Source organism: Streptomyces sp. NPDC020884 (assembly GCF_044333935.1).
Taxonomy (GTDB): Bacteria; Actinomycetota; Actinomycetes; order Streptomycetales; family Streptomycetaceae; genus Streptomyces.
The window spans coordinates 263,396-285,740 of sequence record NZ_JBIRRY010000004.1 but is presented as its reverse complement, the minus strand read 5'-3'; the positions used below and the strand labels follow the sequence as shown (position 1 = coordinate 285,740).

Below are 22,345 nucleotides of genomic sequence, written 5' to 3'. Positions count from 1 at the left end.
CCGGAGCCCGCGACCGGCCGGAGCCCGCGACCGGTCGGCGGTCGCGGGCTCCAGGTCGGTCGTGCGGCACGGCGGTCAGTCGGAGGGGCGCTTCTCCGTGACCGTGGAGCCCGATCCGGTGGCGTCGGGCTTGTGGCGCTCGTCCGTGATCGTCGTGGTGCCGGGGCCGATACGGATCTCGAAGTCGCCGTCGTACTTGGCGTGCCCCTCGATCACCGCGGACTCGACCGCCTCCACGCCGAACTCCTGGCGGACGATCTGCGGGTCCCTGCGCAGGTCCCGCATCAGGGCCACGCACATCCCGATCATCACCAGCGTGAACGGGGCGGCGACCAGGATGGTGAGGTTCTGGAGCCCTGCGAGCGCGTTGTCCTTGCCGTCGCCGATGAGCAGCATGATCGCGGCCACGGCCCCGGTCACGACGCCCCAGAAGATGACGACCCACTTGCTCGGTTCGAGGACGCCCTTCTGCGAGAGGGTGCCCATGACGATCGAGGCGGCGTCCGCGCCGGAGACGAAGAAGATGCCGACCAGGATCATCACCAGGAGGCTCGTCAGGGTGGCGATCGGGAACTCCTGGAGGACGCCGAACAGCTGCGCCTCCGGGGTGTCTGCGCCGGTGAGCTTTCCGGCCTGCTCCAGCTTCATGGCCGAGCCGCCGAAGATGGCGAACCAGATCAGGCTGACCGTGCTCGGGACCAGGATGACGCCGCCGACGAACTGACGGATCGTCCGGCCCCGGCTGATCCTGGCGATGAACATCCCGACGAAGGGCGTCCACGAGATCCACCAGGCCCAGTAGAAGACGGTCCAGCTGCCGAGCCAGTCGGCCACGTCACCGCCGCCGGTCGCCTCGGTGCGTCCGACGAGCTGCCCCAGGTCGGTCACGTACGCACCGAGGGACGTGGGCACCAGGTCGAGCACGAAGATCGTGGGACCGGCGATGAAGACGAACAGGACGAGGAGCAGGGCCAACACCATGTTGATGTTGGACAGCCACTGGATGCCCTTCTCGACACCGGAGACCGCGGAGGCGACGAACGCGACGGTCAGCACGGCGATGATGGCGACGAGAAGCCCGGTGCCGGCCTTCTCCATCCAGTCCAGTTCCTGGATACCGCTCCCGATCTGGAGGGCGCCGAGGCCCAGGGAGGCGGCGGAGCCGAACAGGGTGGCGAAGATGGCCAGGATGTCGATGACACGGCCGACGCCGCCGTAGGCATGACGCTTGCCGATCAGCGGCTCGAAGACCGCGCTGATCGTCTGACGCCTGCGCATCCGGTAGGCGCTGTAGGCGATGGCGAGCCCGACCACGGCGTAGATGGCCCAGGGGTGCAGCGTCCAGTGGAAGAGCGTGGTCGCCATCGCCGTCTGCATGGCCTCGGCCGAGTCGGCGGGGTCGGTGCCGGGCGGCGGGGTCTTGAAGTGGGCGAGGGGTTCGCTCACGCCCCAGAACATCAGCCCGATGCCCATACCGGCGCTGAACATCATCGCGATCCAGGAGATGGTCCGGAACTCCGGCTGCTCGCCCTCCTGGCCGAGGCAGATCTTCCCGTACCGGCTGATGGCCAGCCACAGGGCGAAGATGACGAAGGCCGACGCGGCCAGCATGAAGGCCCAGCCACCGTTGTGGATCAGCCCCTTGAGCAGCTTGCCGGACACGCTCTCCAGGGAGTCGGTGGCGGTCGCACCCCAGACGACGAAGGCGAGCGTGAGGACCGCCGTGACACCGAACACCACCCGGTCGGTGGTGGGAGTCCTGGTACTGACCGGTTCGGGGGGAAGATCCGCCGTGACCGACAGCCCTTCCCGCCCGTCCGTTGTCTGGTCGTCCTGGGACACAAATGGCACCTTTCACTGAATCTGGAAAACGCTCTCCGTAGGCAGTACCACACCTGCCCCGGATCTCGAAGGATCAACAAGCAGTTCTTGCTTGACCCTTTGTGAGGGGATATGTCGCCCGCTGATCGAGAAGCAGCGGGATCAGACTACGAGCTGACTGGCGAAGAGACACAAACACGCCATCGCCCTCCGGCCTGACCTCGACGCCGTGCAGAGCCAGCTCGTCCTTCACCGCCGCGTACCGGGGAGCGTCCAGCCGGTAGCCGCACGGCGGGTCGGCGAGGATCTCGGCGGGCTCGGCCGGGTCGTTGTCCGCGCCGCCGAGATACACGGGCCCGCGGTCGGCGAGGCCGGTCAGGCGCGAGAGGGCGGTGGCCGTACGGAGCCGGGCGCGCTGCTCGTCGGTGAAGTCGAAGAGGCCGCCGAGCGCGGTCCGCTGGGAGTGGACCCTGCGCCGGTGGTTGAGCGCCGGATCGGCCTTCTCCGCGTCGCTCAGCGCGTCGACCCGGGACTCGATGAGCAGGCCGACCGCGTGCTTGAGGCCGGAGGTGTTGCGCAGGATCCGTTCCTGGCCGTCGCCCGCGACCTGCTTGACGGGCTCCCCGGTGGCCGGGTCGGTCCAGATGCCGTAGTGGCCGCTGCTGTAGCCGCCCGCCGTCGCGGCGGGGCGGACATAGCGCTCGGAGAGGGTGCGCGAGGCGTCGTGGACCCGGTCGTCGACGTTGAGGTTGCGCGGCCACAGGGCGAACAGGTCCTTGTCGTAGTACGGCGGCGTCGCGCCGTACTCGTGCAAGTCGTAGATCACCTGCGGTCGTTCGTCGCGCACGACGGCGGCGATCGTCCGCGCCTCGGCGGTCTCCAGGGCGATGTGGTCCCGGTTGATGTCGACCCCGTCGGCGTTGCCGCGGGTGTCGGCGGCGCGCCCGTCGGGGTTGGCCGTGGGCAGCACCAGCAGGGTCGTACGGGACAGGAAGGCGCGGGTGGCCCGGTCCTCGGCGAACGCCAGGTCGCGGACCGTGGTCAGACAGGCCTCGCGCCCGGCGGGCTCGTCCCCGTGCTGACTGCAGATCAGCAGCACCGTGGTGGCGCCGGGGTGTTCCCGGCCCACGCGTACGAGCCTCAGCGGGCGGCCCTGGCCGGTCGTGCCGACCCGGTCCACGGAGACCCGGTCGCTCCCCCGCTCCACCGCGGCGAGGAAGGTCCGCTCCTCCGCCTCACCGGTCCAGCGGGCCCCCTCGCTCGTCTCGAACCCGGTGCGCGGCGGGCGGGGCGCGGCCTCGGCGGGCGCGATGGCGAACGGGAGGGCCAGCGCGGCGAGCGTCGCCGCCACGCCCGTCCGGCGCAGCGCCCTCGCACCCCGGCGCCGGGGCTCGGACTCCGGCCGCGCGGGCCCGGCGACCGGGGCGAGCCACGGGTGCGGGCTGAGCATGCGGAGTGCGCGAGCGACGCGATGGGTCATCGGCGGCTGCCTCCCGGGACATGTGGGGCGGGCACCGTGACGCCCGTCGGCCCCTCGGCGATGTGCGGACGTTACACCGGTCAACTCCTGTGCGACAGGGGGCGATCACCGCGGTCCGCCCGGCCTCCGTGACGACGGAATGGCGATCGTGTGACGGGAGTGCCCGGAATGGCCCGTCCTGCTCCGGCGCGCGCATAGCCTCGTGACGACCGGTCGGAAGATCATCCGTCCCGACTCATTGGAGCATGCTGTGCACCGCAGACTCATCGTCCCCAGCGCACTGGCGGCCACCCTTCTGCTGGCGATCCCGGCAGCGGCCGCACCGGGCACCGTGGGCGCCCCGGGTATCGGCGACCCCTATTACCCGGCCAGCGGCAACGGCGGCTACGACGTCTCCCACTACGACCTGCGGCTGAAGTACCAGCCGGCGACCGACCTGCTGGAGGGCACGGCGACGATCCTCGCCACCGCCACGCAGGAGCTGTCCCGCTTCAACCTCGACTTCGGACTCGAGGTCTCCGAGGTGCGGGTGAACGGCAGGAAGGCCCGATTCGCCACGAGCGGGGACCACGAGCTGGAGGTCACTCCGACCGCCCCCCTGGCCAAGGGCAAGGACGTCTCGGTGGTGGTCCGGTACGCCGGGAAGCCGTCCGAGCTGAAGATCAACGACTGGACCGCCTGGGCCAGGACCCCGGACGGCGGTGTCGCCGCGCAGGAGCCGGAGTCGGCGGTGTGGTGGTACCCGAGCAACGACCACCCGCTGGACAAGGCCACCTACGACGTGTCGGTCTCGGTGCCCGACGGCACCCAGGCGATCAGCAACGGGGTGCTCCGGTCACAGAGTTCGAAGCTCGGCTGGACCCGCTTCAACTGGCGCTCCGACAAGCCGCAGGCGACCTATCTGACGACGCTCGCCATCGGCAGGTTCGACATCACGACCGACACGACCGCGGACGGTCTGCCGGTCCTCAACGCCTACAGCAAGGACCTGGGCGCCAACGCCGGCGCGGCCCGCGCGAGCATCGAGCGGACCACCGAGGTCGCCGAGTGGCTGACCGAGGTGTTCGGCCCCTACCCGTTCAACGCACTGGGCGGATACGTGCCCAACGTGACGAGCGGCTTCGCCCTGGAGACCCAGACCAGGCCCTTCTACAGCCCCAAGCAGTTCGCGAACGGCGCCAACGTCTCGGTCGTCGTCCACGAACTGGCCCACCAGTGGTACGGCGACAGCGTCTCGGTCGACGGCTGGAAGGACATCTGGATCAACGAGGGCTTCGCCCGCTACAGCCAGTGGCTCTGGTCGGAGAAGGAGGGCGAGGGCACCGCGCGGGAGCTGGCGGACTACACCTACGCCCAGCACCCGGCCGACGACCCGTTCTGGAAGGTGAAGCCCGGCGACCCGGGCCCGGACAACCAGTTCGACATCGCCGTCTACGACCGGGGTGCGCTGGCCCTCCAGGCGCTGCGCGACGAGGTCGGCGACGACACCTTCTTCGAGCTGCTCAAGGGCTGGCCGGCCGAGCACGCGTACGGGAACGCGAACGTGGGCGACTTCGTCCGGTACGCGGAGCGGGTCTCGGGCAAGCCGCTCGCCGCGCTCTTCGACACCTGGCTCTTCCGGCCGTCGCGACCGGCGCTCCCGGCCGCAGCCGATGCGGGTCTCGCCGATGCGGCCCTGTCGGCACGCTCGGCGGCGCGGGTCGAGCGGCCCGCGTCCTGGAAGAAGATCGCGGCGACGAACACCGTGCACGACCATGGTGACCACGGCGATCACGCGGCATCCGCGGGCCGGGGCGGCGCGGGCGGGCACGAGCATCGCTGACGGTCGCGCCCCGGGGCGCCGGGGCCGTCGGAGCGGCGGGAGTTCAGCCGCCCCGACGGCCCCTCGGCGCTTGCGGACGCCCCCGGGCCGGGGGCGCGGGCCCGCTCAGCCGCCGGAGACGGCCCTGCGCCCGGCGGCGCGCGCCGCCCGCGCCCGGGGCAGGTAGCGCAGCCGCTCCGGAAGGACGGGGACCACGACCCGCAGGACCGCGCACATCCGGCGCAGCCGCTTCTCCTGGCCGGCGGTCCACGGCAGGCCGACGGCGGCGCGGGCGTCGGGCGGCATGAGCCCGATGGTGACGAACCGCCGGAGGCGGGCCAGCGGCGGCATCAGCACCGGCCACAGGGCCCGCAGGACCATCCGCAACGGCCACGGACCCCGGTCCGGCGGCGGCACCGGCTGGTCGACGTCGATCAGTTCACGCACCACGGGCGTCGCCTCGACCTCCTCGGCGAGCATCTTCTTCCAGTACGGCCAGAACTCCTCGATGCTCTGGGGCATGTCCCGGTCGTGCAGGCCGAGGATCCGGCCGACCTGGAGCCACTCCCGGTACAGGGCGCGCTCCTGGGCGGGGCTCATGGGCCGGATCAGATAGCGGGCCGCGTGCTGGTAGACGGGGAAGCCGGTGGCGTGTACCCAGGCGTAGTTGGCAGGTGTGAGGGCGTGGTAGGCGCGGCCCCGGGTGTCGGTGCCCCGGATGGTGCGGTGGAGCCGGCGCAGCCTGCGGCCCTCCTCGGCGGCCTCCGCACCGCCGTAGACCCAGAGCTGGAGCGAGCGCAGCGAGCGTTCGCCGCGCCCCCACGGGTCGGTGCGGAAGACGGAGTGCTCGTCGACGCCCGCGCCGACGGCCGGGTGGGCGACCTGGAGGGTGAGGGCGGCGGGCAGCATCAGCAGGGCGCGGATGTCGCCGGACAGGCTCCAGAGCACTCCGCCGGGCGGGGGCGGCTCGGGGTCCCTCGCGTCGGTCACGCTGCTCATCCGGTGCTCCCGCGGTCCCGGCGGGCCTGCCGTGCGCTGCCCGTCCCCTTCCCCTCCATGATCCCTCGCACCGGGGAGGACCGTGGAAGCGGGGTCCGGGGCCGCCGGCGGTCCGGTCAGTCGTGGTCGTACACCGTCACCGGCAGGCCGGCGGATATCAGGCGTCGCTCGATCAGCGGCTCGATCCTGGACCACCTGCCGCCCGCGAGCCCGCAGCCGATCCGGGGCATGTGCACCGAGGCCCCGAGCTCGCCCGCCCTGACGGCCACCGCGCCGAGCGCCGCGTCGATGGCCTCGTACCGCACGGGCACTCCCTTGCTGCCCGTGCGCATGCCCCGCTGGCCGATCGTGTTGGCCACCCAGAGAAGGGGCCCCACCTGCACGAACTGCGCGGCTCCCAGGGCGAAGTCGTTGCCGGCGCGCTCCCGGTGCCAGCGGCGGTAGGCGGCCTCGGGCTCGGGCCAGCGGCGGGAGAGGGCCAGGACGAAGCCCTTGCCCCAGCCGCCGAGGTCGTTGCAGACGTGGACGATCAGCTTGACGCCCTTGCCCTGCGGGGCGGTGGCGTCCCCCCGTACATAGACGATCTCCGACATGACCTCACCGTACGGGCCGCCACTGACAACGGGCCGGGGTGGACGGGGAGGCCCCGGTGCCGGAGACTTTTACAGTAGTGGTGAGACAGCGGCACTGTCCGATACGAGGGTTCGACTGCGGGGAGCAGAGATGGCGACGGGGACCGACGAGCCCACGCTCACGGTGGACGAGCTGGCGGCCCGCGCCGGAGTCACCGTGCGCACCGTGCGCTTCTACAGCACCCGGGGTCTGCTGCCGCCCCCGGTCATCGGCCCCCGCCGGGTCGGGCACTACGGGCCGGACCATCTCTCGCGGCTCGCGCTGATCGAGGAGCTCCAGCAGCAGGGCATGACGCTGGCCGCCATCGAGCGCTATCTGGAGCAGCTGCCGCCCGACCTGAGCGCCCACGATCTGGCGATCCACCGGGCCCTCGTCGCGTCCTGGGCGCCGGACAAGACCGAGAGCCTCTCCCGGTCCGAGCTGGAGCGGCGGGCCGGGCGGGCGCTGGCGGAGGCGGATGTGGAGCGGCTGGCGGCGATGGGGGTGCTGGTGCGGCCGCAGGAGCCCGGTGAGGAGTACCGGGTGGATCTGGGGCTGCTGCGGCTCGGGGTGGAGCTGCTGGACGTGCCGATCGCGCACGAGACGATCCTGGCGGCCCGGACCGTTCTGCTGGAGCACACCCGCTCGGCCGCCCAGGAGATGACGCGGCTGTTCCGGGACGAGGTGTGGAACCCCTACCGGGAGCGCGAGGGCGACCCGGAGCATGTGGCGGCGATGAAGTCGCTGTCCGCCGATATGCAACCGATCGTGGTGCAGGCGCTGGTGACGGCCTTTCAGCGGTCGCTGAAGGAGGAGCTGCGGGCCGCGTTCACCGCCGAGTGACGGTGAACGCGGCCCGCGAGCTGCTCGCTCGGCGCGCTAGTCGTGGAAGGTCTCGCCCCGGTCCGCCTTCTCCACCAGCAGTGCGGGCGGCAGGAAGCGGTCGCCGTAGCGCTCGGCGAGTTCCCGGGCGCGGGCCACGAAGCCGGGCAGGCCGCCTTCGTACCCGTTGATGTACTGCAGGACGCCGCCGGTCCACGGCGGGAAGCCGATGCCCATGATGGAGCCGATGTTGGCGTCGGCGACGGAGATGAGGACGTTCTCCTCCAGGCAGCGGACGCTGTCCAGGGCCTCGGAGAAGAGCATCCGCTCCTTCATGTCCTCGAACGGCACGTCGACGTCCGGCTTGGCGAAGTGCTCGCGCAGTCCGGGCCACAGACCGGCGCGCTTGCCGGTCTCGTCGTAGTCGTAGAAGCCCGCGCCGCCGCTGCGTCCGGTGCGGCCGAACTCGTCGACCATGCGGTCGATGACCTCGTCGGAGGGGTGTCCGGGCCAGCTGCCGCCGGCCTCCTCCACCGCGCGCCTGGTCTCGTTGCGGATCTTGCGCGGCAGGGTCAGGGTCAGCTCGTCCATCAGGGAGAGCACCTTGGCCGGGTAGCCGGACTGGGCGGCGGCCTGCTCGACCGACGCGGGCTCGACGCCCTCGCCGACCATGGCGACGCCCTCGTTGATGAACTGGCCGATGACCCGGGAGGTGAAGAAGCCGCGCGAGTCGTTGACGACGATCGGCGTCTTCCTGATCCGGCGCACCAGGTCGAAGGCGCGGGCCAGCGCCTCGTCGCCGGTCCGCTCGCCCTTGATGATCTCGACCAGCGGCATCTTGTCGACGGGCGAGAAGAAGTGCAGCCCGATGAAGTCGACGGGGCGCGAGACGCCTTCGGCGAGGACCGTGATCGGGAGGGTGGAGGTGTTGGAGCAGAGCAGCGCGTCCGGCTCGATGACGTCCTGGATCTCCTGGAACACCTTGTGCTTGAGCGCGGTGTCCTCGAAGACGGCCTCGATCACCGCGTCGCAGCCCGCGAGGTCGGCCGGGTCGCCGGTCGGGGTGATCCGGGCCAGCAGTTCGTCGCGCTGCGCCTCGGTCGTGCGGCCCCGGGAGAGCGCCTTGGCGAGCAGCTTCTCGCTGTACGCCTTGCCCTTGGCGGCCGCCTCGGTGGAGACGTCCTTGAGGACGACCTCGATGCCGGCCTTGGCGCAGGAGTAGGCGATGCCCGCGCCCATCATCCCGGCGCCGAGGACGGCGACCTTCTCGACGGGACGCTCGGGGATGTTCTTGGGGCGGTTGGCGCCGGAGTTGACGGCCTGGAGGTCGAAGAAGAAGGCCTGGATCATGTTCTTGGAGACCTGGCCGGTGACCAGCTCGGTGAAGTACCGGGCCTCGATGGTCAGGGCGGTCTCGAAGTCGACCTGGGAGCCCTCGACGGCCGCCGCCAGGATGTTGCGCGGTGCGGGCATGGGCGCGCCCGCCAGCTGCTTCCTCAGGTTGGCGGGGAAGGCGGGCAGGTTGGCGGCGAACTTCGGGTTCGACGGGGTGCCGCCGGGGATCCGGTAGCCCTTGACGTCCCAGGGCTGCTGCGACTCGGGGTGGGCGTCGATGAAGGCGTGGGCCTTCTCGAGCATCTCCTCGCGGGTGGCGGCGACTTCGTGGACGAGGCCGTTCTCCAGGGCGCGCCGCGGGGTGTACTGGGTGCCCTGGAGGAGCACCTTGAGCAGCGCGTCGGCGATGCCCATGAGGCGTACGGTCCGGGTGACGCCGCCGCCGGCCGGGAGCAGGCCGAGGGTGACCTCGGGCAGGCCGATGCGGGAGCCGGGCGCGTCGAGGGCGACGCGGTGGTGGGAGGCGAGGGCGATCTCGTAACCGCCGCCGAGGGCCGCCCCGTTGACGGCGGCGACGACGGGCTTGCCGAGGGTCTCGATACGGCGGAGCGAGTTCTTGATCTCGGTGCCGGTGTCGAAGGCGGCCTGGGCGTTCTCGGGGCCGACCTTGATCATGTCCTTGAGGTCGCCGCCCGCGAAGAAGGTCTTCTTGGCGGAGGTGTAGATGATGCCGCGGATGGAGTCCTTCTCGGCCTCGGCGCGCTCCGCGACGGCCGCGATGGAGTCCTTGAAGGCCTGGTTCATCGTGTTGGCCGACTGGTTGGGGTCGTCCAGTACGAGGGTGACGACGCCGGTCTCGTCCTGTTCCCAGCGGATGGTCGTGCTCTCGGTCATGTCGGTGTCTTCTCCGTAAGCAGGTAGGGCCGGGGACGGGTCAGATGCGTTCGACGACGGTGGCGACACCCATGCCGCCGCCGACGCAGAGGGTGACCAGGCCGAACTGCTGGTCGCGGCGCTCCAGTTCGTCGATGACCGTGCCGAGGATCATCGCGCCGGTCGCGCCGAGGGGGTGGCCGAGCGCGATGGCGCCGCCGTTGACGTTGACCTTGTCCAGGCTCAGGCCCATGTCCTTGACGAAGCGCAGGACGACTCCGGCGAAGGCCTCGTTGATCTCGACGAGGTCGATGTCGTCGATGGTCAGCCCGGCCTTGGCGAGCGCCTTGCGGGTGGCGGGGGCGGGGCCGGTGAGCATGATGGTGGGCTCGGAGCCGGAGACGGCGGCGGAGACGATGCGGGCGCGCGGGGTCATGCCGTAGCGCTCGCCGACCTCCCGGGAGCCGATGGCGACGAGCGACGCGCCGTCCACGATGCCGGAGGAGTTGCCGGCGTGGTGGACGTGGTCGATCTTCTCGACCCAGTGGTACTTCTGGAGGGCCACCGCGTCGAAGCCGCCCATCTCGCCGATGCCCGCGAAGGACGGCTTGAGACCGGCGAGGGAGTCGGCGGTGGTGCCGGGGCGCAGGTGCTCGTCGTGGTCGAGGACGAGGAGGCCGTTGCGGTCCTTGACCGGGACGACGGAGCGGGCGAAGCGGCCGTCCTTCCAGGCGGCGGCGGCGCGCTCCTGGGAGAGCGCGGCGTACTCGTCGACGTCGCGGCGGCTGAAGCCCTCGATGGTGGCGATGAGGTCGGCCCCGATGCCCTGCGGGGCGAAGCCGGTCTCGAAGCTGGTCATCGGGTCCATCGCCCAGGCCCCGCCGTCGGAGCCCATCGGCACCCGGGACATCGACTCGACGCCGCCGGCCAGGACGAGGTCCTCCCAGCCCGAACGGACCTTGGCGGCGGCCAGGTTGACCGCCTCCAGGCCCGAGGCACAGAAGCGGTTCTCCTGGACCCCGGCGACGGAGTCGGGCAGGCCCGCCGCGATGGCGGCGATGCGGGCGATGTCGGAGCCCTGGTCGCCGAGCGGGCTGACCACGCCGAGGACGATGTCGTCGATGGCGGCCGGGTCGAGGTCCGGGAAGCGGTCCCGGATCTCGTGGATGAGGCCGACGACCAGGTCGATCGGCTTGGTGCCGTGCAGGGCCCCGTTGGCCTTGCCACGACCGCGCGGGGTGCGGATCGCGTCGTAGACGAATGCTTCGGTACTCAAGACAGCTGCCTTTCGAGGGTGGTTGTCGGCCCGGTACGGGGGCTCAGGCGAGCAGCGAGCGACCGATGATCTCCTTCATGATCTCGGTCGTGCCGCCGTAGATGGTCTGGACGCGGCCGTCGGTGAAGGCTTTGGCGACCTTGTACTCGCTCATGTAGCCGTAGCCTCCGTGGAGTTGGAGGCAGCGGTCGGCGACGCGCTTCTGCAGCTCGGTGGCCCACCACTTCGCCATGGAGGCGTGGACGGCGTCCAGGACGCCATCGGAATGGTCGACGATGCACCGGTCCAGGAAGGTCCGGGTGACCGCGCACTCGGTGGCCATCTCGGCGATCTCGAAGCGGATGTGCTGGAGCTTGGAGAGCGGGCGGCCGAACGCCTCGCGCTCCTTGACGTACTGGGTGGTGATCTCCAGCAGGTATTCGGCGCCGGCGATCCCGGCGACCGCTATGCCCATGCGCTCCTGGGCCAGGTTGGTCATCAGGTGGATGAACGCGCCGTCGAGCTCACCGAGGAGGTTCTCCTTGGGGACCCGGACGTCGTTGAAGAACAACTCGGCGGTGTCCTGGGACTTCTGGCCGATCTTGTCGAGGTTGCGGCCGCGCTCGAAGCCCTCCGCCCCGCGTTCGACGACGATCAGCGAGAGGCCCTTGGCCCCGCCCTCGGGGGTGGTCTTCGCGACGACGACCACCAGGTCGGCGAGGATGCCGTTGGAGATGAAGGTCTTGGAGCCGTTGAGCAGCCAGTGGTCGCCCTTGTCCTCGGCGGTCGTGCGGATGCCCTGGAGATCGGAGCCCGCGCCCGGCTCGGTCATCGCGATGGCGGTGATGGTCGCGCCGGAGCAGAAGCCGGGAAGCCAGCGCCGCTTCTGCTCGTCGGTGGCCAGGCCGGTGAGGTAGGGGCCGATGATGTCGTTGTGCAGGCCGATCGCCAGCCCGGGGGCCCCGGCCCGGGTGAACTCCTCGGCGAGGACGGCGCTGTAGCGGAAGTCGTCGCTGCCGCCGCCCCCGTACTCCTCCGGGACGGCGAGGCCCAGCAGCCCCGCGCGCCCGGCGGCGAGCCAGGCCTCGCGGGAGACGATCCCGTCCTGCTCCCACTGCTCGTAGTACGGGAGGACCTCCTTGGCCAGGAAGGCCCGGACGGTCTCGCGGAACGCGTCGTGCTCCTCGGTGAAGATCTGCCGTTGCACGGGGTCTCCTAGTCGTGAGAGGTGGGCCTGAGCCCCGGTACGTCCCAGTCGGCGGCAACGGCGGCCGTGTCGGCGCCGGGGCGCGCGGGCCCGCTGCGTACGGAGACGGGGGTGGCCGAGAAGCGCGGCGCGGGGGCGGGCTGGGTGAGGCCGCCGTGCTCGACGAAGGTGGAGCGGGCGGCGAGATGCGGGTGGTGCGGCGCTTCGCGGAGCGAGAGCACCGGGGCCACGCAGGCGTCGGTGCCGTCGAAGACCTCGGTCCACTCGGCACGCGTGCGGGTGCGGAAGCGGTCGGCGACGGCGGTGCGCAGCTCGTCCCACTGACCGATGTCGCCCCGGTCGGGGGCGTTGTCCGCGAGGCCGAGGAGCTCGGTGAACTCGGCGTAGAAGCGCTGTTCCAGCGGGCCGACGGCCATGTACTGCCCGTCGGAGGTCTCGTAGGAGCCGTAGAACGGGCAGCCGCCGTCCAGGAGGTTCGCCCCGCGCCGGTCCTGCCAGCCGCCGGCGGCCAGCATTCCGTGGATCATCGTGGCGAGGTGGGCGGCGCCGTCGACGATGGCGGCGTCGACGACCTGCCCCTCGCCGTGGGCGCGGGCGTGCTGGAGGGCGGCGAGGACGCCGACGACGAGGTAGAGCGAGCCGCCCGCGTAGTCGCCGACCAGGTTGGCGGGGACGGTGGGCGGTTCGTCCGGCTTGCCGATCATGGACAGGGTGCCAGTGAGCGCGATGTAGGAGATGTCGTGCCCGGCCCGGTCGGCGAGCGGCCCGTCCTGGCCCCAGCCGGTCATCCGGCCGTAGACGAGCTTCGCGTTGCGCGCGAGGCAGGCTTCGGGTCCGACGCCGAGGCGTTCGGCGACGCCGGGGCGGTAGCCCTCGATCAGGATGTCGGCGCGTTCGACCAGGTCGAGGACGCGAGCCGGGCCCTCGTCGCTCTTGAGGTCGAGGAGGACGGAGCGCTTGTTGCGGTTGGTGAGGTCGTACGCGGGATCGATGCCGAGCCCGGCGCCGCCGGGGCGGTCGACGCGCACGACGTCGGCCCCGAGGTCCGCCAGCAGCATCGCGGCGAACGGTCCGGGACCGATGCCCGCCAGCTCGACGACCCGGACACCGGTCAGGGGACCGTGCCCGGACCTTGGGCCTTTCGCCATCTGTGAGCCCCCAGGGGTATGACACAACCGATGTAACATCAACGATGCTAAGAACCCGCCCGGCTCCGCACAACCCCTGGGGCCGAGCAAGCGCTTAGCTCTTCGCCCCGATCCTCCCGCATCCACCCCGCCCGGCCGCACGCCGCCACGTCGCTCTCCGCTACCCTCTGCCTGCCACGTCGGCACCCGTCCCCCTGCGGAGGTACTCGTGAACAGGCAGAACGACGCGTCACGCCCCTTGGACGTCGTCCTCTTCGGTGCCACCGGCTTCGTGGGGACGCTCACGGCCGCCTATCTGGCGGCCCACGCCCCCGCCGGCCTCCGCTGGGCGCTGGCCGGACGCAGCCGGGCCAAGCTGGAGGGGCTGCGCGAGCGGCTCACCGCGATCGCACCGGGCTGCGCGGATCTGCCGCTGCTGGAGACGGACGCGGACGACGCGTCGGCGCTGGCCGAACTGGCCGCCTCCACACGGGTGGTGGCCACGACGGTGGGACCGTACATCCGTTACGGGGAGAAGCTCGTCGCCGCCTGCGCCGAGGCCGGGACGGACTACGCGGACCTCACGGGCGAGGCCGAGTTCATCGACCGGACCTACCTCGACCACGACGCGCGGGCCCGCGAGACGGGGGCGCGCATCGTGCACGCCTGCGGCTTCGACTCCGTTCCGCACGACCTCGGGGCCTACTTCACCGTCAAGCAGCTGCCCGAGGACGTCCCCCTGAGCGTCGACGGCTTCGTCCGCACGAACGCGGTGTTCTCCGGCGGGACGTTCGCCTCGGCGCTGACCGCGATGGGCCGGGGCCCGCAGATGTTCGCCGCCGCCCGGGAGCGCCGGCTCCACGAACCGCGCCTGGTGAGCCGCCGCGTCCGCACTCCGGCGGGCTCCCCGCACTTCAGCGGGGCCACCGGCTCCTGGGCGCTGCCGCTGCCGACGGTGGACCCGACGATCGTGGGCCGCTCCGCACGCGCCCTGGAGCGGTACGGCCCCGACTTCCGCTACCGGCACTTCGCCTCGGTGAAGACGCTGCCGATGGCCCTCGGCGCCCCGGTGGCGATCGGCGCCCTGGTGGCCGCCGCGCAGGTCGAGGGCGTACGGGAGTGGCTGATGGGGCGCTACGAGCCGGGCCGGGGGCCGGACGAGGAGCGCCGCGAACGGAGCTGGTTCACCATCCGCTTCGTCGGCGCGGGCGGCGGGCGGCGGGTCTTCACCGAGGTGTCCGGCGGCGACCCGGGCTACGGCGAGACGGCGAAGATCCTCGCCGAGTCGGCGCTCTGCCTGGCCCTGGACGAGCTGCCGCAGACCTCCGGGCAGGTCACCACGGCGGTGGCCATGGGGGACGCGCTGCTGGAGCGGCTGACGACGGCGGGGCTGCGGTTCCGGGTGGCGGCGGTGCGGTAGCCCCCGGGCCCTCGCGCCGCCTAGAGGATCCAGCCGACCAGCGTGTGGAGCATCGCTCCCAGCCAGACGAGGCCGACAGCGCTGCCGAGGAGCATGCCGAGGGCCATGCGGCGCTGAGCGGGGTCGAAAGGCGCGGTGCGGACGGCTGTGCGAGATGCGTTCATACGTGTCAGCCTGCCCAGCCAGGCGGATCCATGCCATCCGTGCGGCTACTCAGTTGCAGGACTGTTCCACGCCCGGGACCGTCACGCGGGGGAAGACGGCCTCTCGCGTGACCGGTTCGGCGTGCGGCCGGCCGACCACGACGACGGCCGGCACCGTCGCGTCACCGCCGACGGCCGCCGCTCCCCCGGATCGGGGCGGTCCGCGTCAGGCCGTCGCTTCGCGCAGGGTCTGCCGGCACAGCGCGTCCGCCCGGCGGGTGCTCTCCGGCTGGCGGTAGCGGCCGGCGAGCCGCAGCGTGTGGGCGCAGGCGTTGTCGAGACTGATGCGGTGGCCCACCGAGACGAACACCGGGTTGGTGTTCTCCTGGGTGCGCAGCGCCCGGCCCACCACTTCCTCGCCGTCCAGCAGCGGGGAGAAGTCGCCGCGCCGGGGGCCGGGGGCCTCGTAGGTGAACGTGAACGGGTTCTTGCCGACGCCGATCACCGGCAGCCCGGTGAGCACGCCCAGGTGGCTCGCGAGTCCGAAGCGGCGGGGGTGCGCCAGACCGTAGCCGTCGCAGACGACGAGGCCGGGGTCGACGGTCAGGGTGTCCAGCGCCTCCAGCACGGTGGGGATCTCCCGGAAGGCCAGCAGTCCGGGTACGTACGGGAAGGTGATCCGGCCGACGGCGGTGGCCTCGTCGACCGTCTCCAGCGTCACGGCGTCCAGCACCACGGCCGCCGCGACGACGACGTCCTTCTCGTCGTCGTAGGCCACGTCCACCCCGGTGACCAGCCCCGTTCCGGCCTCCGGCCCCGCCTCGTCCAGGATCACCCGGCCGCGCAGGCGGTCCTGGATCGCCCGGCCCTCGGCTTCGTCGACAGGGGTCTCATGGGCGGGAGTGGAGGAGGTCGTCATGTCCGGAAGCTTATGCGGTGGCGGGCTCCCGCCCGTCACCCGATGGGCGTCGAAGGCCGCAGGTCCGGCGGTCGCCCGGGGCTCCCCGTCGTGGGCCCGGCTCCTCGTCCCGATCCTCCTCCCGACGCGGCCGGAATCCCGTAGCCTGGCGATCATGTTCGTACTCGAATTGACCTACACGGCTCCGGTCGAGCGCGTCGACGCGCTGCTGGAGGAGCACATCGTCTGGCTCGACGAGCAGTACGCGGCGGGCGTCTTCATCGCCTCGGGCCGCAAGAGCCCCCGGGACGGCGGAGTGATCCTGGCGGTCGGGGAGGACCGGGCGGCGATCGAGGAGATCGCGGCAACCGATCCCTTCGCCACGCACGGGGTGTGCACGTACCGGATCATGGAGTTCATCGCGACGAAGACGGCGCCCGGCCTCGCCCCCTACCGGCAGCAGCTGCCCGGCTGACATCTCGCCGGGCCCACTTGACGGCTTTGTATACCAAGACGTCACGGACGGGCCCTGTGCGCCACTACGTCAGCGGATGCGGCGGAGCGCGCAGTTGATGCCGCATCGACGGCATACCTCCCGCATACCGGGCCACCGAGCCGTTTCCCCTGCGTAAACAGGTTCCCGACATACGCCTTGTGCGGGTTCAATCTGCCGCACGCCTCTTGCTCCAGCCCCCTTCGCTCTGAATACTGCCCGGCGCAGGTCAACTCGCGGTATACAACCGCGCGTCCCCGTTCCGACCACCAGAGGATTCACGTGCGAAGTACGGCAGGAAGACCCTTCGTCATAGCCGCGGCCGTCACCACGGTCATGGCGATGAGCGCGGGGTTCAGCCCGGCGGCGACCCCCGCGTCGGCCGCTCCGGCGAAGGCCGGGAAGAACCCCGTCCCACATCGGGTGCAGCTCATCACCGGTGACGTGGTGGAGGTGACCTCCGGCCGCGTGACCGGTTTCCGAGCGGCCCCGGGCCGCGAGAACATCCCCGTCCACATCCGCAGCGAGGGCGACCGCTCCCTGGTCGTGCCGCTCGACGCCCAGCGCCTGGTCTCCAGCGGCACGGTCGACCGCCGCCTGTTCGACGTAACGGGTCTGGACACGGCCGCCGCCCGCAAGGCGTACAAGAACGGCCTCAAGGTCATCGTCGGCTACCGGGGCAGCGCCTCCGCCGCCCGCGCCGAGGTCCGGAGCGCCGGGTCCACCCAGGTCCGCCGGACCCTGAAGTCGCTGAACGCGCAGGCCCTCACCACCGCGCAGGCCGACCTTCCGGCGCTCTGGAAGGCCCTCACCCGGGAGGGCGCCGGTCAGGCCCTCGCCCCCGCCTCCGGCGTCGACAAGGTCTGGCTGGACGGCACCGTCACGGCGCGGCTCGACGTCAGCGTCCCGCAGATCGGCGCCGACAAGGCCTGGGCCGCCGGATACGACGGCACCGGCGTGAAGGTCGCCGTCCTGGACACCGGCGTGGACGAGACCCACCCCGAACTCGTCGGTCAACAGCTGGTGGAGAAGAACTTCTCCGGCGCCCCCGACGCCAAGGACCGCCAGGGCCACGGCACCCATGTCGCCTCCACCGTCGCGGGCAAGGGCGTCCGGTACAAGGGCGTCGCGCCCGGCGCCTCGATCATCGACGGCAAGGTGCTCGACGACTCCGGCAGCGGCGAGGAGTCCGGGATCATCGAGGCCATCGAGTGGGCCGTCGGCGAAGGCGCCGACATCGTCAACATGAGCCTCGGCGGGCCGGACAGCCCCGGCGTCGAGCCCCTCGAAGAGGCGGTCAACACCTACACCGAGAACAACGGCATCCTGTTCGCCGTCGCCGCGGGCAACGAGGGCCGCGACGGCGAGAGCACCATCGGCACCCCGGGCGCCGCGGACGGCGCGCTCACCGTGGGCGCGGTCGACGACAACGATGCCATGGCCGACTTCTCCAGCCGCGGCCCCCGCGTGGGCGACGGGGCGATCAAGCCCGATGTCACGGCGCCCGGCGTCGACATCACCGCCGCCTCCGCCCCCGGCAACGCCATCGCCGAGGAGTACGGCGAGAACCCGCCCGGGTACATGACCATCTCCGGCACCTCGATGGCGACGCCGCATGTCGCGGGCGCCGCGGCGCTGTTGAAGCAGCAGCACCCGAGCTGGAAGGCCGCCGAGCTCAAGGGCGTACTGACGGCCTCCACGAAGGACACCGGCTTCACCGCGTTCGAGCAGGGCGCGGGCCGGGTCCAGTCGGACCGGGCGGTCGCTCAGAGCGTGTACGCCACCCCCGTCTCGCTCAGTCTCGGCAAGGCCGCCTGGCCGCACGAGGACGACGAGCCGATCACCCGCACGCTCACCTACCGCAACACCGGCGCCACCGAGGTGACCCTGGACCTGGCCGCAGCCGGGAAGGGCCCCGAGGGCGCGGCCGCCCCGGACGGGATGTTCGAGGTCAGCCCCGCGCAGATCACCGTGCCCGCGGGCGCGACCGCCGAGGCGGCCTTCACCGCGGACACCTCCCTCGAGGCGCCCGACGGCCACTACAGCGGGGCCGTCACCGCGACCGGCACGGACCAGAGCGTGCGCACCGCGTTCGCCGTGGAGCGGGAGGGCGCCTCGTACGAGGTGCGGCTCCAGCACCTGGACCGCGCGGGCGGGCCCGCCGCGCACTTCCAGTCCTATGTGAACGGTCTGACCGGCGAAGCCGCGGGCAAGGAGTTCGCCCTCGACGAGGCGAGCGACTCCACCACCCTGCGCCTGCCGGCCGGCGAGTACAGCGTGCACGGCCTGGTCCTGGCCGACCGCGCCGACACCACCAAGGGCACCGACTGGATCGCCCAGCCCAAGCTGGTCGTCGACGGCGCCACGCAGGTGACCCTGGACGCCCGCACGGCCAAGCCGGTCGACATCACCCTCCCGGACGCGGAGGCCGTCGGGTATCAGGCGTACACCAAGGTCGGGGTCAAGGTGGGTGCGTCCACCATGGGCTTCGGGTGGAACCTGCAGACGTACGAGAACTTCCGCTCCGCCCACCTGGGCCCCGAGCTCCCCGAGGGCGAGCTGACGCAGATCTGGGACGCCGACTTCACCGTCGGCGAGGACACCCAGTACGCGCTGCTCTACGGCGGCCCCGTCACGCGGCTGTCGGACGGCCTGACCCGGCACGTCCGGCGCGGCGACCTGGCCCGCCTCGACATCGGTCTCGGCGAACCGGTCCCGGGCAAGGACGCCTGGCTGGCGCCCATCGGACACCTGCCGGGCGGACTCATGGGCTACCCCGCGGGCCGGACCCTGGCCGCGCCGGGCGAGCAGCGGCTGTACGTCGGCGGGGCGGCGGGGACGAAGTGGACCGTGGGATTCGAGCAGCTCGGCGACTTCCTGCCGAACGGCTGGCAGCTCACGGACTCCCGGTACGGCATCGACCCCACCTCCTTCGAGGCCGGCCGGACGTACCGCACCGTCTTCAACACCGGGGTCTTCGGCCCGGCGCTGGGCACGTACGACGGGATCAGCCGCTCGGGCAACACGCTCTACGCCTTCCTCGACATGTTCGCCGACGGCGAGGGCCACGGCGGTTCCACGACGCTCGAATCGGTGGCCACCACGCTGTACCGCGACGGCGAGAAGATCGGGGAGAGCGACAACCCGCTGTCCTCGACGTCGTTCCCGGTGCCCGACGAGGACGGCGCGTACCGGCTCACCACCTCGATCACCCGCAGCCCGAAGATCGCCCTCGCGAGCACCCGGATCGACGCCGGTTTCACGTTCCGCTCCGAGGCCGGCGCCGACGGGGACCTGCCGGTCTCCGTCGTCCGCTTCCGTCCGGAGCTCGACCTCCAGTCCCGCGCCAAGGCCTACCGGCCCGTGCTGATGCCGGTCGAGGTCCAGGGCTCCGCGGCCGGTGACAACCTCAGGTCACTGACCGTGCGGGCCAGCTACGACGGCGGCCGGACCTGGATCAAGCTGCCCAGGGTTCTCGGCAGGTACGCCCTGCTCTCCCCGGCGAAGGACGCGTCGGTCTCGCTGCGGGCCGAGGTGGTGGACAAGCAGGACAACACGTCCACCATCACCGTGCACGACGCCTTCCTCGGACGCTGACGCCGGCCGGCCCGGACCGGGACGCCACGCGCGCCCGGTCCGGGCCGGCCGCAGCCGGTGACGCAGCTCACGCGGCGCGCCGGTGCACGAATCGAGGCGTTCCGTCGTCTACTCCAATGCCGGGAACCGTTCACCCAGCCGCGTGAGGGAGTAGGTCTTGTCCAGCGTCATCGAACAGTCCGTGCAGGCTCGCATGGTCGCGTCCGCACCGCGGATGGAGACCCTGCCCGCCACTTTGAGCTACGACCGGCAGTACCCCTTCGCCGTACGCATGGCGTTCCCGGCCCCGGCGACCCTGGAAGGCACCGAGGTGTCCTGGGAGTTCTCCCGCGAGCTGCTGGCCACCGGGGTGGACTCCCCGGCCGGGCAGGGAGACGTACGCGTACGACCGTTCGGATACGAGCGGACCGTGCTGGAGTTCCACGCCGCCGAGGGCATCGCCATGGTCCATGTGCGCACCGAGGAGCTGCGGCGTTTCCTCCAGCGGGCGCAGGAGCTGGTTCCGGCGGGCGACGAGCACCGGTATCTGGACCTGGACCGGGGGCTGACCGACCTGCTCGGCGGTCCCTGCTGACCTCGGGCCCCTCGTTCGGAGCGGCGAGAGACCCCCGCCGCAAATCCGGTTGCCGGGGCGAGGTCCCGGCTCTACCTTCGTGGTGTCCCTGTCGTCGTCGATCGGAGTAGGACGTTGCTGATCTGAGGTCCTGTGCACACCGTGCAGCGCCCGCCGCGCCCTGTCGTGGCCGGAGCGCCCGTGTGCGATCTCGGTTCGCTCAGCCGTCCTTGTCCTTCCCCGACGTCCGCGGGAGATCCGTATGTCTGCTACCGACACCCACATTCGCTGTACCTCGCTCTGTTTCTCCTGGCCCGACGGCGGTGAGGTCTTCACCGGCCTCGATCTGGCCGTGGGACCCGGCCGCACGGGGCTGATCGGCCTCAACGGCTGCGGAAAGTCCACCCTGCTGCGACTGATCGCCGGTGAACTCGCTCCGCTGTCCGGGGTGGTCAGGACCCGCGGCGAAATCGGCTACCTGCCCCAGACCCTGGTCCTGGACACCGCGCTGCGGGTCGACGAGGTGCTCGGCATCGCGGACCGGCGCGCGGCGCTCGACGCCGTCGAGTCGGGCGACGTCCGGGCGGAGCTCTTCACGGTGATCGGCGACGACTGGGACATCGAGGAACGCTCCCTCGCCACGCTGGACGGGCTCGGCCTCGGGCACATCGGGCTCGACCGCACCATCGGGGAGATGTCCGGCGGCGAGTGCGTCCTGCTGCGGCTGGCCGCGCTGCTGCTGGACCGGCCCGGGGTGCTGCTGCTGGACGAGCCGACGAACAACCTGGACGCGTACGCCCGTCGGCGGCTGTACGACGCGGTCGACGGCTGGACGGGCGCGCTGGTCGTCGTCAGCCACGACCGGGAACTGCTGGAGCGGGTCGACCGGATCGCGGATCTGCGCGAGGGCGCGGTCACCTGGTACGGAGGGAATCTGTCGGCGTACGAGGAGGCGCTCGCGGTCGAACAGGAGGCGGCGCAGCGCATGGTGCGGGCCGCCGAATCGGATGTGCAGCGGCAGAAGCGCGAACTGTCCGACGCACACGTCAAGTTGGCCCGGCGCAAGCGCTACGGGCAGAAGATGTGGGACACCAAGCGCGAGCCCAAGGTCGTGATGGGCCAGCGCAAGCGCTCCGCCCAGGAGTCGGCCGGCAAGCACCGCATCCTGCACACCGAGCGGCTGGCCGCGGCCAGGGAGCGTCTCGACGAGGCGGAGCTCGCGGTGCGGGAGGACGAGGAGATCCGCGTCGAGCTGCCGGGGACCCGGGTCCACCCGGGCAGCGAGGTGCTGCTGCTGCGCGACCCGGTGCCGCCCTACGGCCCGCCGCTGGCGGGCGAGCTGATGGTGCGGGGTCCCGAGCGGATCGCGCTGACCGGGCGCAACGGGGCGGGCAAGACGGCGCTGCTCCGGACCATCGCGGGTGAGCTGACGCCCCTCTCGGGCGAGGCGAGCGCGCTGGTCGCGACGGGGTTCCTGCCGCAGCGGCTGAATGTGCTGGACGACGCGTCGTCGGTGGCGCGGAACGTGGCGCGGTCGGCCCCCGGCACCACGGACAACGCCGTCCGGGCGCGGCTGGCGCACTTCCTGTTCAAGGGGGCGGCGGCGGACCGGCCCGCGGGGGTCCTGTCGGGCGGGGAGAGGTTCCGGGCGACGCTGGCGATGCTGTTGCTGGCCGACCCGGCGCCCCGGCTGCTGCTGCTCGACGAGCCGACGAACAGCCTCGACCTGGCGAGCGTACGGCGGCTGACCGAGGCGCTGGAGGCGTACCAGGGCGCGCTGATCGTGGCGAGCCACGACGTGCCGTTCCTGGAGTCGATCGGGATCACCCGCTGGCTGCGGCTCGACGGCGGGCTGCGGGACACGACGGCGGAGGCGGTGCGCGCGGGCGGGTGAGGGGCGCGGCGGACT

At 71.8% G+C, this 22,345-nt stretch carries 17 protein-coding genes; 7 read left to right on the top strand and 10 right to left on the bottom strand.

What is annotated here, in order from left to right; translation table 11 throughout:
* Nucleotides 1-75: 75 nt before the first annotated feature.
* The gene (locus ACH4UK_RS15460) at nucleotides 76-1,842 is read right to left on the bottom strand and encodes a BCCT family transporter (RefSeq protein ID WP_398356560.1); all 1,767 of its coding nucleotides are present in this window, start codon (nucleotides 1,840-1,842) and stop codon (nucleotides 76-78) included.
* A 73-nt stretch (nucleotides 1,843-1,915) separates the two neighbouring features.
* Complete coding sequence (locus tag ACH4UK_RS15455; RefSeq protein WP_398356559.1) at nucleotides 1,916-3,301, bottom strand: M14 family metallocarboxypeptidase; 1,386 nt, start codon at nucleotides 3,299-3,301, stop codon at nucleotides 1,916-1,918.
* 250 nt (nucleotides 3,302-3,551) lie between these two features.
* Between ACH4UK_RS15455 and ACH4UK_RS15450 the strand changes: the two genes are divergently transcribed.
* Nucleotides 3,552-5,123, top strand: coding sequence for a M1 family metallopeptidase (locus ACH4UK_RS15450; RefSeq protein WP_398356558.1), 1,572 nt, complete (start codon nucleotides 3,552-3,554; stop codon nucleotides 5,121-5,123).
* Nucleotides 5,124-5,228: 105 nt separating this feature from the next.
* On the opposite strand, the gene ACH4UK_RS15445 is transcribed toward ACH4UK_RS15450, so the two are convergent.
* Together ACH4UK_RS15445 and ACH4UK_RS15440 are read right to left on the bottom strand one after the other, a co-directional pair.
* Entirely contained in the window at nucleotides 5,229-6,101 is an 873-nt protein-coding gene (locus tag ACH4UK_RS15445) for an oxygenase MpaB family protein (protein ID WP_398356557.1), read from the bottom strand.
* A 116-nt stretch (nucleotides 6,102-6,217) separates the two neighbouring features.
* Nucleotides 6,218-6,694 carry a macro domain-containing protein gene (locus tag ACH4UK_RS15440; RefSeq protein WP_398356556.1) on the bottom strand — a complete coding sequence of 159 codons (477 nt, stop codon included), beginning with the start codon at nucleotides 6,692-6,694 and terminating at the stop codon, nucleotides 6,218-6,220.
* A 130-nt stretch (nucleotides 6,695-6,824) separates the two neighbouring features.
* On the opposite strand from ACH4UK_RS15440, the gene ACH4UK_RS15435 reads away from it, so the two are divergent.
* The gene (locus ACH4UK_RS15435) at nucleotides 6,825-7,556 is read left to right on the top strand and encodes a MerR family transcriptional regulator (protein ID WP_398356555.1); all 732 of its coding nucleotides are present in this window, start codon (nucleotides 6,825-6,827) and stop codon (nucleotides 7,554-7,556) included.
* A 36-nt stretch (nucleotides 7,557-7,592) separates the two neighbouring features.
* Here the strand turns inward: ACH4UK_RS15435 and ACH4UK_RS15430 are convergent, their stop codons facing one another.
* Genes ACH4UK_RS15430 through ACH4UK_RS15415 form a run of 4 tightly spaced genes read right to left on the bottom strand, consistent with a single transcriptional unit; the run spans nucleotide 7,593 to nucleotide 13,353 of the window.
* Nucleotides 7,593-9,764 carry a 3-hydroxyacyl-CoA dehydrogenase NAD-binding domain-containing protein gene (locus tag ACH4UK_RS15430; protein WP_398356554.1) on the bottom strand — a complete coding sequence of 724 codons (2,172 nt, stop codon included), beginning with the start codon at nucleotides 9,762-9,764 and terminating at the stop codon, nucleotides 7,593-7,595.
* A 40-nt stretch (nucleotides 9,765-9,804) separates the two neighbouring features.
* The gene (locus tag ACH4UK_RS15425; RefSeq protein ID WP_398356553.1) at nucleotides 9,805-11,019 is read right to left on the bottom strand and encodes an acetyl-CoA C-acetyltransferase; all 1,215 of its coding nucleotides are present in this window, start codon (nucleotides 11,017-11,019) and stop codon (nucleotides 9,805-9,807) included.
* A gap of 43 nt (nucleotides 11,020-11,062) precedes the next feature.
* The gene (locus ACH4UK_RS15420) at nucleotides 11,063-12,205 is read right to left on the bottom strand and encodes an acyl-CoA dehydrogenase family protein (protein ID WP_398356552.1); all 1,143 of its coding nucleotides are present in this window, start codon (nucleotides 12,203-12,205) and stop codon (nucleotides 11,063-11,065) included.
* An 8-nt stretch (nucleotides 12,206-12,213) separates the two neighbouring features.
* Entirely contained in the window at nucleotides 12,214-13,353 is a 1,140-nt protein-coding gene (locus ACH4UK_RS15415) for a CaiB/BaiF CoA transferase family protein (RefSeq protein WP_398356551.1), read from the bottom strand.
* Between the two features lie 208 nt (nucleotides 13,354-13,561).
* Here ACH4UK_RS15415 and ACH4UK_RS15410 point away from each other — a divergent pair, with 208 nt between their 5' ends.
* Complete coding sequence (locus tag ACH4UK_RS15410) at nucleotides 13,562-14,752, top strand: saccharopine dehydrogenase family protein (RefSeq protein WP_398356550.1); 1,191 nt, start codon at nucleotides 13,562-13,564, stop codon at nucleotides 14,750-14,752.
* 20 nt (nucleotides 14,753-14,772) lie between these two features.
* Here ACH4UK_RS15410 and mmpA read toward each other — a convergent pair whose 3' ends face one another.
* Both mmpA and ACH4UK_RS15400 read right to left on the bottom strand, forming a co-directional pair.
* On the bottom strand, nucleotides 14,773-14,916 hold the full coding sequence (mmpA, locus tag ACH4UK_RS15405) for a morphogenic membrane protein MmpA (protein ID WP_398356549.1): 144 nt from the start codon (nucleotides 14,914-14,916) through the stop codon (nucleotides 14,773-14,775).
* A gap of 205 nt (nucleotides 14,917-15,121) precedes the next feature.
* On the bottom strand, nucleotides 15,122-15,814 hold the full coding sequence (locus ACH4UK_RS15400; protein ID WP_398356548.1) for an endonuclease V: 693 nt from the start codon (nucleotides 15,812-15,814) through the stop codon (nucleotides 15,122-15,124).
* 154 nt (nucleotides 15,815-15,968) lie between these two features.
* On the opposite strand from ACH4UK_RS15400, the gene ACH4UK_RS15395 reads away from it, so the two are divergent.
* From ACH4UK_RS15395 to ACH4UK_RS15380, 4 genes are all read left to right on the top strand, one after another.
* A complete protein-coding gene (locus tag ACH4UK_RS15395; RefSeq protein ID WP_398356547.1) occupies nucleotides 15,969-16,268 on the top strand; it encodes a YciI family protein in 300 nt (99 codons plus the stop codon).
* Nucleotides 16,269-16,568: 300 nt separating this feature from the next.
* Nucleotides 16,569-19,883, top strand: coding sequence for a S8 family peptidase (locus tag ACH4UK_RS15390; protein ID WP_398356546.1), 3,315 nt, complete (start codon nucleotides 16,569-16,571; stop codon nucleotides 19,881-19,883).
* 157 nt (nucleotides 19,884-20,040) lie between these two features.
* A complete protein-coding gene (locus ACH4UK_RS15385) occupies nucleotides 20,041-20,457 on the top strand; it encodes an SsgA family sporulation/cell division regulator (protein WP_398356545.1) in 417 nt (138 codons plus the stop codon).
* 241 nt (nucleotides 20,458-20,698) lie between these two features.
* A complete protein-coding gene (locus ACH4UK_RS15380; RefSeq protein WP_398356544.1) occupies nucleotides 20,699-22,330 on the top strand; it encodes an ABC-F family ATP-binding cassette domain-containing protein in 1,632 nt (543 codons plus the stop codon).
* Nucleotides 22,331-22,345 lie beyond the last annotated feature (15 nt).